A 12,922-nucleotide genomic window follows, 5' to 3' on the forward strand; every position below is an offset into this window, starting at 1 on the left:
GCCTGTAGTGCACGTGACAAGTGTCCCGCGAGGGGACCGGGTTGCGGGCGTGACGGCTCTGCGCGGACTAATCGCGGAGGGACGCTGGGTGCCAGCCGTCAATCTTGTATGAAGGAATGCAGAGTCGACATCAGTTTGGCCTTCTGCGAGCCGATCCAGAAGAGGTGACTGGGGGAACTGAGTTCGACGAGGTCGGCGTCGGGGATGACTCGCGCGAAGTCCTCCGCGTGGGTGAACGACACCCCACCGTCGTTTCTGGAGGCCGTCACCAAGGTTGGGCACTGTACGGCTGACATGGCTTTACGCCGCGCGTCAGCGCCCCCGGGATGCCCTTGGCGCAGGTCATTCGTGAAGCCGGAGTCCGAGCGCATGGCGCGGAACAGGCTCCGGGCCTCATCCTTGTCGGCCACACTCATCTGATCCCACCAGTGGCTGGTGGGGAGGTTCGAAAGCTGGGACAACATCATTCGCAACCCGGCGTCGGACCGCACGACACATCGCACCAAGCCCCAGACCGCACCCTGCGAGAGAGGCGAGAACACCACCGGGCCGAGGAGCGCCTCTGCCCGGGTGTCGGGGTATTGCATGGTGGAGGGTGCGCAACTGTGAAGAATTAGGCGCTGCGCCCTCGGCCCGCCGCCGGCAGCGACGTGCACCGCCTGGAGTCCCCCGAACGAAACCCCGACAGAGGCAGCGACCGATGAGATCCCGAGTCGTTCACACACCTCTCCCACCAGCGGGGTGAACTCCGCGGCGGTGAGCCGGCCAACCCGGGTACCGCCGTAGCCGGGGCGTGAGAACGAGACCACCTCGTGGCCCAGCCCGGCATACAAGCTCCACCCACAGTCCGTGGCCGCGCGGCAATGACCACCGGGAAAGAACAGCACCGCTGATCTGTCGCCGGGCACGTGCAGGATCTCCACCGCCCCTGCGCTCGTCGAAACGAGCCGCGTGCCCACCATCGCCCTAGTGTGGCGGTGTTCGGGACTGCGCAGTAGTGGACCCCCGTACGACCGCTCTGACGCGGGGCAAGCCGATACAGCGGACGTTCGCGTGGTGAGCGCGACGCCGTACGAGGATGGACGGTTTTACGCTGATCTTCCGACGGCATGCCTCGTCGCCGCCCGCCGCGAACGCCGGCGCCACATGGCGTAGTTTGAGTGCAGTCTCGGCATCAAACTGCGACGGCCGGACACGGCGAGAGGGGGCGGTTGGTGGGCATCGCTTTTCCGGAGGAGGCGGTCTCGGTCACGACCGCAAGTGGCGACACAGTCATCCTGCGCATCTGCGATCTCTGCGGTGCCGCCGTCGTTGAAGCCGACGGTACCGACCTAGCGTTCCACAAGCGCTGGCACCGGGCCACCGGATCCGGCAACTGGGTCGACCCCGCGACCGGCCGACTACACGGCCCGGGGAATCCGCTCTTCCCTGGCGGGTCTTCCGACTGAGGGTGGTGTGCGCCTACACCCTCGATTGCGAAGAGCCAGTTTGGTTCGTCCTGCCGGCTTCACTGGTCAGAAGCAGCCTGGGCGACGCGGAGAAGGTGCTCACACAGCTCCTAGGAGGGAAGGTCTGGATCCCCCGCGACCCATCTGCTAAGTCTTCTCGACGCTCTGTCTCGAATAGAAGGTTGTCTGCGCGCGGAGCGACCTTCCGTGGCACGGCAAGGCCTCGCCCGCTGCCATGTCGAAAGGAGCCCAGTCCAGGGCGATCATGCGCTGATGCTCCACGTGAATTCGTGTCGGCCTGATCCGACTTCGACTAACAGTCGGTCTGCGTCGACGCGAGTGGGATGCTGGCTGGAAGCCACGGTCTCGTTTCCGAGCCGTGTCGTTTCAGGGTCAGCGCGGGCAAGGATGATGGTCGCTTCTGCGCCGGCGGGGACGTCGACGATCACGCCGGCTTGTCCGGCCCGAAGGGTCCACTGGATCGCGACGTCGCCGAATGGGGTGGCGGTGCTCGCCGAGACGGACGGAATCCGGGGGGTGAGCAGTGGCTCTGCGATGATCCGTCGCCAGCCGGGCTCGGCGGGTCGGATACCGGCGAGTTCTTCGTAGAGCCAGCGGACGGATCCTCCCAGCGAGTAGTGGTTCTGGGACATGACTGGGTCGCCGTTGGCGTCGACGCCGGTCCAGGTCTCCCAAGTTGTCGTTGCACCGCGCACGACCTGGCCGAGCCAGGACGGTGGCGTTTGCTGAAGGAGGATGTCCAGAGCGACTTCAGCTTCGCCGTTGCGCGAGAGTTGTCGCAGCAGGAAGCCGGTACTGAGGAAGCCGGTTCCCAGGTGGTTGTCGCGTTGCCGGATGCGCTCAACGAGGCGGTCCACCGTCGCCTGACGGCGGTGGTCTGGAACAAGATCGAACTCCAGCGCGCGCACGTAGGTTGCCTGCGCGTCCGGCTCCAGCAGCGCGGGATCGGACATGTAGGCCTCTTGCCATGCGGCTCGGGCCCCTTCTGCGTATTCGGCGAAGTGGCGAGCGTCGTCGCCCTTACCGAGCAGCTCAGCTATCTCGGCGAGGATGCGGCTGGAGTGCTCGAAGTATGCCGTTGCCACCCAGGACCGAGGCTGCGCGAAGAGGTCCGCCATCAGTTCCATCATCGGCTTGACGCCGTCGCCTTCGCCTTCCGGTTCGAGCCACTCGCCCCAGTGATAGCCGGAGTCAACCAGGTAGCGGCCGTGCGGGAGGCCGCTGTCGCCAGTTTCTTCCGCGAGCCGCGCGTACCGCTCGACCCAGCGAACCATAGCCGGATAGTTGTCGCTGAGCACGTCGGTAGATCCGGTTGCCTGGTACACCTGCCAAGGGATGAGCACGATGGCGTCGCCCCAGCCGGCGGAGCCGCTGGGGGGCATGGTGAATCCGAACTCCTTCTCCTTGTCCGTGCGCTCGGTAGCTCCTTCACGCCAATTCGGGGAGTCCAGCGGGACGATGTCGGTGATGGTGCCGTCCGCGTGCTGTTGGGTGCGCATGTCGACGAGCCAGTTAGTGAGGTATCGTCCGGTCTCTGCCAACAGCAGGGCTGTGGGAGCGAACACCTGCGCGTCACCGGTCCACCCGCTGCGCTCACGGGTGGGACAGTCGGTGGGCACGTCGAGGAAGTTGCCGCGCATGCTCCACACCACATTGTCGTGGAATTGGTTGACGAGTTCGTTGGAGCAGTGGAACGACCCGCGGTAGTCCAAGGCTGCGTGCACGGGGATGCTGGAGAACTCCAGGAATTCGACATCGTCGGGCGAGCTTAGCTAGACTCCCCGCGCGTTTCTGCCCGCGAGTCTCGATCTTCGACCTCGCCATGAACCGACTGAACTGAGCATCAACCGGATCCCGTCCTTGATGCGGCGGCCAGGTTGGCCGGACCGATCTGGCTGCGTCGCGGTAGCCTCGCGACGTGGCAGACCGACCAATTGCAGACGCTGCGGTGACCCAGTTCGCGGTGCTGGACGCGCTCCTCGCGGGTGCCTACGACTCGGGGATGTCGGTGAAGACCGCGAAGGAGATCGGCGACTTCGGCATCGGATGCTGCGAGAGTCTTGGCGGCGAGGTGATCATCGATGAGGGTGAGGTCTTCGAATGCACAGTCGACGAACCGCCGGCACGGATGACTGATAGCGAGATTCTTCCCTTCGTCGTCGTCTGCCGGTTCCCCACGGTGACCGCGGAACCCATCACGGGGCTTGCGCTCGCAGGTTTGACGGAGCACATCGAGCGGGCGTTGGTCAGCCGCAATCTCTTCCACGCTGTGCGCGTCGACGGCGTAGTGCGGTCTGCGCGCGTTCGAGTCACGCGGCGCCAAGAACACCCGTTCCGCCCGCTCGCCGAGGTCGTCAACGAACAGATCGAGACAGATCTCGTCGACGTGCGAGGCACGCTCATCGGATTCTGGGCGCCTGCGATCTATCAGGGCATCACCGTTGCAGGGGTGCACCTGCACTTCCTGGCCGAGGATCGGAGTGTCGGCGGTCACATTCTGGATGTCACGATCGCAACTGCCAGCCTGCAGATCGCTTCCTATTCGCGCTTCGATCTGCGCTTGCCGACGGACAGTCACTTCCTCAGCACCGAACTCACCCACAACGACGACCATCGGATCGTCGCTGTCGAGGGCGGGGCCGCCGCGGGTTCTTGACGGTTCCTGGACACCAGAAGACGCTCGATCGCAGCGATGAAGGCGCCACACCCGCGCACGACACCATTGCGGGCCGGCTTAGGTCGCGTGAATAACGGTTCAAGTCCCGCTGCTGTCTTCGTCGGACCGTAGCGGTCGCGACTGAGCCCACCGCCCCGCGGTGCTGGGCGGATGGACTCGTGGGCCTATCGCGGGCCGGGGCGCGGGGCATACAGTCAGCCGGGTGAGCGTCCACAGCGAGCGCCGAGTACCGCGCCGCGCAGTCCGGGTGGAAGGCAAGGTGGCGCTCAACGCCGGCTCGGTCACCGGAGCGTTCGACCCCGCCGTCCGTTGACTACTGAACAGCTTGGAGACTCGCGTGCAACTCTTCAACGATCCGATCCAGAATGAGTTCGCGGGTGCCCTGATGGGTCTCGCACCGTATGGCAGCGCGGACATCGGTGAAGTCGACCTGCTGATCAGTCGAGTGACGGACGGTGACGACGACTCCTTCTTCGAGGCCTGCTCGGCCGCCGCCCGCGCGCGGATCGAAGAGGGCGACGCGGCCGCCGCAGCCGGCCACATCGAGACCGCGTACGACTGCTACATGCGCGCGTCGCTCTGGCTCGCCATGTCCTACCATCCGCTGTACGGCACACCCGTCGACCCTCGGCTCGCGGACGCATTCCACCTCCAGATGCACACGTTCGAGAAGGCGCTGCGCCTCGGTGTCGTGCGGGCCGACCCCGTCGACATCCCGTACGAGGGCACCAAGCTGCCGGCATGGTTCATCCGCGCACCCGGTCATGAGGAGGAGCGCCGTCCGGTTGTGCTGGTCGGCGGTGGCTGGGACTCGACGATGACCGAGAACCACTTCGGGTTCGGGATCGCCGCCCTCGCACGCGGCTACCACGTCCTCCTGCACGACGGCCCGGGCCAGGGGAAGCTTCTGATCGACGAGGGACTCACCCTGCGCCACGACTGGGATGCGGTGGTCACGCCGGTCGTCGACGCGGCGCTGCGCATCGACGTGGTCGATCCTGACCGCATCGTCTACTGGGCGTGGAGCCTCGGCGGCTACTTCGCGCCGCAGGTCGCCGCGCACGAGCACCGGCTCGCGGCGATCGTCGCCGACCCCGGTCAGATGGATATCGGCGTCAAGCTCACGGCACCGCTGGCCAGATTCGGACTGGACGCCGACGCCATGGCGCGGCTCCCCGAACTGTCGGACGAGGACGAGCGCACGATCATGGCCTACTTCTCTGAGAACCGGGGGCTGCACTGGAAGATCATCCAGCGCGGCTTCTGGACCAACGGCGGCGGCGACCTCACCGGGTTTCTCGCGGAGATGATGAAGTGGAAGCTGGAGCCGAGCGAGATCGCCATGATCACCTGCCCAGTGCTCGTCACGGCAGCAGAGTCCGACCCGGTCTCGTCCGACTCCAAAGCGCTCTACGACGCGCTGCCGGGTCCGAAGACGTTCATGCTGTTCACCGATGCCGAAGGCGCGGGCATGCATTGTGAGGTGCTGAACCGCTCACTCGCGAACCGTCGCACTCTCGACTGGCTCGACGACACTCTCTGAACCGTCCGCAACGGGCGATCGTTCGACAACTTTCTCACCCGCTCACGGGCTCACTATGCGAGATCGGTCCCGACTGCACAGCCGGGGCGTGTGCTGCAGACCATGCCGCTTCGCGGAGCTGTGTGGGAGAGAGCCCGCTGGCCTCTTTGATCTTCCGGGCGAAGTGAAAACTCGTTTTGAAGCCGGATCGACGCGCGACGATCGAGATCGGCATGCCCGAACTCGTGAGCAGCTCCATACCGAGGGTGACTCTTCGGTCCCACAGGTACTTGGTCGGGGTGGTCCCGATGTGTTCACGGAAGAGTCGAATCAGGTGAGCGGGAGTGACGTGAGCTGCACGGGCGATGTCATTCAGTCCGACGTCATCCTCGAGATGCTGGTGAATGAAGAGCCGTGCCTCTTCGATGCGCTCGGGAAGCGCTGCCGGGTAGTTCTCGAACTCCGCGATGAAGCGCCAAAGGAGTGCGGTGCCCAGGGCATCAACGAGAGCGCCCTTCGCGGTGAGTCGTGTCTGGACCGTTGCTACCGCTTCTCGTGACAGATACGTCAACGCGGCCGAGAGGTTGCGTGTCGGACGGAGCGCCTCCAGCCACGCGCTCATCTCGGGGGTGAGGCCATCGGGATCGCCCCGGATGACCGTTTGTGTGGTGACGACGTCGGTGGGGAAGCGGATCGTCTCTGTGTGCCCCGGCAGGAGAATGCACATCTGGCCAGCGGAGACATCGTACGAACGCCCGTCCGCGATGTGCACCGTCATTCCGCCGACGTGGACCAGAACCATCTGTATCTGCTGCTGCAGACGCGGCCCGATACGGCTTGCGGGGTCCTGCTTCAACGGCTGGGCGGAGCAGTTCCTCAGAGTAAGACGGCGCGAGAGAGGATCAATTTCAGACACAAGGATGCGCTCATCGACCATGTACTGACGGTAGTCCAAGGGGGAAGATCGTGAGCGTGCCAAATACCCGAACCACTGTCCTGGTCGTCGGCGGCGGAATCGGCGGAGTCGCCGCCGCTCTCACCGCAGCACGCAACGGTCTGAACGTCGTTCTCACGGAACCGACCCGCTGGCTGGGGGGCGTGCTGACTTCGCAGGCAGTACCCCCGGACGAGCATCTCTGGATCGAGCAGTTCGGTTCAACTGCGACATATCGACACCTGCGTGACGGGATCAGGCGCTACTACCGCGATCATTACCCGCTGACCGAGGATGCCCGCGCGCAGAGGGCTTTCAATCCGGGCGCGGCGAAGGTGTCGGACCTGTGTCACGAGCCCATGGTGACGGTGGCAGTGATCGATCAGCTGCTGGCACCGCACCGTGCCGCGGGCCGACTCCGGGTGCTCATGGAGCACGTGCCGATGAGTGCGGACGTGGACGGCGATACCATTCGTGCCGTAGCGCTGCGCGATCTGCGCTCGGGCGAAACCGTCGTGGTGGAGGCGCCGTGGGTCGTCGATGCGACCGAACTCGGCGACCTCCTGCCGCTCGCCGGGGCTGAGTACGTCACGGGCGCGGAGTCGAGGTTGTCAACCGGAGAACCGCACGCGCCCGAACTGGCGGACCCGTCGAACATGCAACCGGTGAGCGTGTGCTTCGCGGTCGATCACGTCGATGGCGACCACACCATCGACAAGCCGGCCGAGTACGAGCACTTCCTGAGTGCCCGTGCCCCGCACTGGCCCGAGGGCCAGTTGTCTTTGACGGCGCCGCACCCGAAGACGCTCGCGCCGATCAATCATCGGTTCCAACCGAATCCGGATGGCGACTTCCGGGCCATTCGCCCGGACTATGCCGACCACCGTGTGGGCGAGATGGATCGCAACCTGTGGACCTTCCGCCGCATCGCCGCGCGACAGAACTTCGTCCCCGGTGCGTATCCCTCCGATATCACACTGGTCAACTGGCCCCAGATCGACTACTGGGAATCTCCGATCTTCGAAGTCCCCGACCCCAAGCGGGAGGTGCAGCGGGCCCGGGCCCTCTCCCTCTCGTTCCTGTACTGGCTGCAGACTGAAGCCCCTCGCCCCGACGGTGGCACCGGGTGGCCTGGTCTTCGGTTGCGCGGTGATCTGCTCGGCGGTTCGAGCGACGGGCTCGCACTCGCCCCATATGTGCGGGAAGCGCGGCGGATCGTCGCCGAGCACACCGTGGTGGAGCAGGAGATCGCGCTCGACGTCCGCGGCGAGCGTGGGGCTGTCCGGCACCGCGACTCGATCGGAGTCGGCATCTACCGGATCGACCTGCACCCTTCCACCGGGGGCGACCCGTACATCGACATCGGCTGCAGCCCCTTCGAGATCCCTCTCGGCTGCATCCTGCCCGTGCGCATCGAGAACCTTCTTCCCGCGGCGAAGAACATCGGCACGACTCACATCACCAATGGCGCCTACAGGATGCCGCTGGTCGAGTGGAACGTCGGCGAGGTCGGTGCGCACCTCATCGCCTTCTGCGAAGCGAACTCGACCTCACCGAAGGCCGTCCGCGATTCCGACGACCTGCTCGAAGCCTTCCAGAAGGGACTCGATCGCGAGGGCATCGAGCGGCATTGGCCGCAGATCGTCGGTTACTAGGCCGCATCCTCGCTGTCCAACAGGCTCCCGCACTACCCGAGTACCACGCATCAAAGGAGATGAATCGCATGGAGTACAGCAACCCACGCAAACTGGCAGCCGCGACGACCGCGCTGATCGCCGGATCGCTCGCGCTATCGGCGTGCGGCCCCGGAGACAGTCCAGATGCCGCGGACGAAGAGATCGTGATCACCTGCGCCACGTGTCAGGAATCACCCATCGACCCCTTCCTGCAGTACAACTTCGAGGCTGCAGAGCGCTTCAACGCGGAGTATGAGGGGACCTATCGCATCGACACCCTCACCAATGCGAACGCCGGGTCGGGAGATGAGCGCCTCCAGTACTACCAGCGCCTTGCGCTCGCCGACGACCTTCCCGATCTCTTCCAGCTCAATTCCGCAGAGCTCGCTGCTCTCTCAGAAACCGGCGCGCTCCACGACTTCGCCGGCGACCTCGACGCCGACGCCGCATGGGCCGACACCTTCCAGCCGGGCGCATTCGACGCGCTCTCTGGTAAGGACGGCGAAATCTGGGCGATCCCTCAGCAGCGCGATCCAATCGGCGTCTACTACAACAAGGACATCTGGGCGGCTGCAGGTTACGACGAGCTGCCCGCGACGTGGGACGACTTCGAAGACGCTGCTCGCGCCATCGCAGAGACGGGCACGATGCCCCTCGCGCTGGACGGTGACTGGGCGACGATGCTGATGTGGACCAACTTGATCGGCACGGCTCCGGGGGGTCAGGACTTCCTCAACGAGGGCATCTCGGGCGATGATTTCGGCGGGAGCGAGGCCGCGGTCAACGCCACAGAGCGCCTTCGCGACTGGCACGTCGAGGGATTGGTGAACACCGACGCCTTCTCGGGCGATTTCCAGAACGCCGCGGCCGCGTACCTGTCCGGGTCTGCCGCGACGGTTCCCAATGGGCCGTGGTTCGTCAAGACCAACCTGCAGGGTGATGCCGCCATCGAGGGCCTGTACGACGCAACTGGCTACTCCGTCTCCCCCGGTTGGGATGATGGCCAGGGCCTCATCATGGTCTCCGGTGCCGGATGGGTGTCGGGAGCCACCGACGACCGCGAGTTGGAGGCGGTACTCGCGTTCCTCGAGTTCGTCACATCGGAGCAGGAGGTGATCACTCAGGCAGAGCAGACGGGGGCGAACCCCGCTGTCGTCGTCGATGATTCTGCGCTCGAGGCCGCAGACCTCGAGCCCCTGTCAGCCGGACTGGTCGCAGCATCCGACGATGTCGCCTTCATCTATCCCCACGTTCGCGTGCACGGTCCTGCAGGATTCGGTAACGCCTGGAAGAACCTGTGGCCCGCCTACGTCAAGGGCGACATCGACACCGAGACGTTCCTCTCTCGTCTGGCCAGCGACGCGAACGCGAGCGGAAGCTAGCCTTGACCACCCTCGCCCTCCGGCCGCGCCGTAAACCCGGCGGCGCAGCCGGACCCCCGATTCCGCGTGGGATGCGCCTGCCCGCGTTCCTCTCGATCGCGCCCGCCGCGTTGCTCTTCGGCACCTTCTTTGCGATACCCCTCGTCGTGCTGATCGCGATGTCGTTCACCTCGTGGAGCGGACGCTCGCTCGAGTTCGTGGGGTGGGAGAACTATGAGCGGATGCTGGCGGATCCGGTCTTCGCGAAGGCGCTCGGCAACACTCTCTTCTACCTCGCGATCGGCGTCTTCGTTCAGGTGCCGCTCGGTGTCGGAGTGGGGATGGTGCTGGCCCTGAAGCCTCGGGGCTGGGAGGCGTTCCGCACACTGTTGTTCATCCCGTTCGTGATCTCGGGCGCCGCGTATGCGCTGATCTTCTCGATGTTCTACAACTCGCGATTGGGGCTGCTCAACAATATGCTCGCGCCCCTCGGCATCAGCGGTCGCGACTGGCTCTACGACAGTGCGACCGCGCGGTGGGCCGTGGCCGGAACCTTCGCGTTCATTCTCGGCTTCGTGATGATCGTGATCATGGCTGAGATCGCCTCGATCCCGCGAGAACTCTATGAAGCGGCGCGCGTGGATGGCGCGAGCGAGCTCCAGCAGCAGGTGCTGATCACCCTGCCGCTGTTGCGCAACGCGATCGGGACGTGCGTGCTGATCCGCGTGCTCGCAGACATCGGCATGTTCGATCTGGTCTTCATCCTCACCTCGGGGGGACCCGACGACGCCACGGTCTCGCTCGCCCTCTACGCCTACCGGGCCTACCTGCAGAGCGATTGGGGTTTCGCGAACGCCGTGGGAACGGTCATCATCACGCTGGGCGCGATCCTCATCGTCCTCATCCGGCGCCTGTTCAGAATCGGGGATCGCTGAGCATGACTTCCTACGAGCGCACCGCGGCCCGCCGCATCCACCGCCGGGACGTACCTGCGACGATCATGATCTACGTGACCGTCGTGCTCGCGACGGTGCTGTCCCTTCTCCCGACGGTCTGGGTGATGATCTCGAGCTTCAAGACCGCAGGGCAGATCAACACGGGGGACGGCTTCTGGCCCTCGCCGGTGACGGTGCAGGGGTATATCGACGCGTTCACGCAGATCCACCTGCAGGAGTACATTCTCAACTCGCTCATCTACGCGGTCGGAGGCACCGCGGGCGCGCTCCTCGTCGCGTTCCTCGCTGCCTACCCGCTTGCCCGGTTCCATTTCGTGGGCAAGGGATTCCTCAACACGACCTTCGCCCTCGCGCTCGCCATCCCCCTCGTAGGCCTGGCCACGCCGGTGTTCTTCATCGTCCGCGAACTCGGTCTGTTCGACTCGAAGGCCGGCTTGGTGATCCTGTACGCGGCGCTGCAGTTCCCCTTCAGCTTCGTGGTTCTCCGGTCATTCCTTCAGACGATCCCTCCGGAACTCGAAGAGGCGGCGATCGTGGATGGCGCCGGATACTTCACCCTGCTTCGCCGCGTGATCCTTCCGCTCTCGCGACCCGCGATCGCGACCGTCTCTGTCGTGGCGTTCGTCCAGATCTGGAATGAGTTCTTCTTCGCGAACCTTCTGACAGTGTCGGCCGGGAACCAGAACGTCCAGCTCGCGCTCGCCGCGTTCAAGTCGCAGTTCGGCTTCAACATCACCGGCGCCCTCGCCGGAGCAACGATCATCATGCTCGTGCCGATCGCGCTGTTCCTGATTCTCCAGCGGCAGGTCATCGAAGGTCTGACCGCGGGTGCGGTCAAGTCATAGACCGAGTTGCACGTCGAGTGTCAGGCGCCCGTTGATGATCGTCTTACGCGCTGCCGGCTTGCCGGCGACGCATCCGTTGCTGCCTGCAGAATACGGCTGTTCGAACAGCGAGGGTCAGATTGCAGGGCGGTGGCTCACACCGGGCGAACCTCGTCCTCCGCTGTGCGTCTGGCCCATGGGGGAGGCTTCTCAGGTCGAGGCCCGATACCGATGATTCGGGCAGGCAGCGCAGTCAGGCGAGGGAAGCGTCGCAGCAGCTTGGCGAGCCGCGGCGGTGGACTGATGTCTTTGCCGTCAAGGGCGGGCATCACCACTCGGGAGTGCATGATCCGCTGCAGGGCTTGGATGGTGACCGTGGGGAAGGTGCGGCGCCGCTGCACTCGGGCGAGGAGACGATCGCCTCCCCCACCACGCATCGCGCCGTCGCGGAGCGGTTCGCCGAGGATGCGCGCGGTGGCGACGGCATCCTGCACGGCGAGGTTGATTCCCACGCCACCCACCGGAGACATCGCGTGCGCGGCGTCTCCGATGCACAGCACCCCGGGCGCGTGCCAGCGACGCAGCCGGTTCAGTTTCACGTCGAGCAGCTTCACGTCGTCCATGGACGCGATGCTGTGCACGTCGTCCGCGAGGTCGGGCAGCAGCGTCGCCACGTCCTGACGAAAGGCGTCGATTCCCCGACTCCGGATCGCCTTGTCGGCGCCCTTCTTGCCGAGACCGGCGACCTGTACGTACCCCTCGCGCGGAATCGCGATCGCCGCACGACCCCGGCTCACGCGGGGCAGGAGCGACTCCGCCAGATGCTTCTCGGTGCTGACGCGGTACCACCACACGTCGAAGCCCACCGGGAACTCCCGGGCAGCCAGAGCTAGGCCGCGGCGAACGCTCGACCATCGACCGTCGCACGCGATCGTCAGGTCCGCGAGAAGACGCCCTTCCCCCGCCGGGGAGGTGTAGTCGACCCCGATGACGCGACCGTTCTCGCGCACCACTCCCGTCACCGCATGCTCGGTGCGCAGCGAGTAGGTCGGCTCCGGGTTCCCCGCGCTGGCGAGCAGATTCAGCAGGTGCCATTGCGGAACCATCGCCACATAAGGGTGGGGCACCTTCAACCGGCTGAAGTCGGCCATGACGACACCGGGGCCGCCGGGCACCGGGAGCGTCACCTGCTTGATGTGGCTCTGCGGGAGCGCGTCGAACTGCTCGAACAAGCCGAGGTCACCGAGCAGGCTCATGGTGGAGGGGTGGACCGTGTCGCCGCGGAAATCGCGGAGGAAATCCGCGTGCTTCTCCAGCACCACCACGTCCACTCCCGCCCGGGCCAGGAGGAGCGCGACGACCAGGCCTGCAGGACCACCACCCGCGACGATGCAGGTCGTGCGCTCGATGCTGGACGGGTCGCTCGTGCCAGTCATGGATGGATCCTTCCCCGGTGGCCCCGTCGGGTCCGAGCCCCACAGTATCCCGGGTCAGACAGCTGCC

General features: G+C 65.5%; 10 protein-coding genes. 6 read left to right on the top strand and 4 right to left on the bottom strand.

What is annotated here, in order from left to right:
• Window positions 1-98 precede the first annotated feature (98 nt).
• Together HF576_RS05760 and HF576_RS05765 are read right to left on the bottom strand one after the other, a co-directional pair.
• Entirely contained in the window at window positions 99-962 is an 864-nt protein-coding gene (locus tag HF576_RS05760) for an alpha/beta fold hydrolase (protein ID WP_168911763.1), read from the bottom strand.
• Window positions 963-1,711: 749 nt separating this feature from the next.
• Window positions 1,712-3,193, bottom strand: coding sequence for an alpha-L-rhamnosidase-related protein (locus tag HF576_RS05765; protein ID WP_168911764.1), 1,482 nt, complete (start codon window positions 3,191-3,193; stop codon window positions 1,712-1,714).
• A gap of 239 nt (window positions 3,194-3,432) precedes the next feature.
• On the opposite strand from HF576_RS05765, the gene budA reads away from it, so the two are divergent.
• Window positions 3,433-4,125 carry an acetolactate decarboxylase gene (budA, locus tag HF576_RS05770; RefSeq protein ID WP_343234195.1) on the top strand — a complete coding sequence of 231 codons (693 nt, stop codon included), beginning with the start codon at window positions 3,433-3,435 and terminating at the stop codon, window positions 4,123-4,125.
• Between the two features lie 358 nt (window positions 4,126-4,483).
• Window positions 4,484-5,689, top strand: a complete 1,206-nt coding sequence (locus HF576_RS20270; protein ID WP_168911766.1) for an alpha/beta hydrolase — start codon at window positions 4,484-4,486, stop codon at window positions 5,687-5,689.
• 34 nt (window positions 5,690-5,723) lie between these two features.
• Here HF576_RS20270 and HF576_RS05780 read toward each other — a convergent pair whose 3' ends face one another.
• Window positions 5,724-6,605, bottom strand: coding sequence for an AraC family transcriptional regulator (locus HF576_RS05780; protein WP_168911767.1), 882 nt, complete (start codon window positions 6,603-6,605; stop codon window positions 5,724-5,726).
• A 35-nt stretch (window positions 6,606-6,640) separates the two neighbouring features.
• Between HF576_RS05780 and HF576_RS05785 the strand changes: the two genes are divergently transcribed.
• From HF576_RS05785 to HF576_RS05800, 4 genes are all read left to right on the top strand, one after another.
• The gene (locus tag HF576_RS05785) at window positions 6,641-8,257 is read left to right on the top strand and encodes an FAD-dependent oxidoreductase (RefSeq protein ID WP_168911768.1); all 1,617 of its coding nucleotides are present in this window, start codon (window positions 6,641-6,643) and stop codon (window positions 8,255-8,257) included.
• A gap of 68 nt (window positions 8,258-8,325) precedes the next feature.
• Window positions 8,326-9,660, top strand: a complete 1,335-nt coding sequence (locus HF576_RS05790) for an ABC transporter substrate-binding protein (protein ID WP_168911769.1) — start codon at window positions 8,326-8,328, stop codon at window positions 9,658-9,660.
• Window positions 9,661-9,662: 2 nt separating this feature from the next.
• Window positions 9,663-10,574 carry a carbohydrate ABC transporter permease gene (locus HF576_RS05795; RefSeq protein ID WP_168911770.1) on the top strand — a complete coding sequence of 304 codons (912 nt, stop codon included), beginning with the start codon at window positions 9,663-9,665 and terminating at the stop codon, window positions 10,572-10,574.
• Between the two features lie 2 nt (window positions 10,575-10,576).
• A complete protein-coding gene (locus HF576_RS05800) occupies window positions 10,577-11,440 on the top strand; it encodes a carbohydrate ABC transporter permease (RefSeq protein ID WP_168911771.1) in 864 nt (287 codons plus the stop codon).
• A 134-nt stretch (window positions 11,441-11,574) separates the two neighbouring features.
• On the opposite strand, the gene HF576_RS05805 is transcribed toward HF576_RS05800, so the two are convergent.
• A complete protein-coding gene (locus HF576_RS05805) occupies window positions 11,575-12,855 on the bottom strand; it encodes an FAD-dependent oxidoreductase (RefSeq protein WP_168911772.1) in 1,281 nt (426 codons plus the stop codon).
• Between the last annotated feature and the right edge of the window lie 67 nt (window positions 12,856-12,922).

The sequence above is a fragment of the Microbacterium salsuginis genome, assembly GCF_012524205.1.
Classification (GTDB): domain Bacteria; phylum Actinomycetota; class Actinomycetes; order Actinomycetales; family Microbacteriaceae; genus Microbacterium; species Microbacterium salsuginis.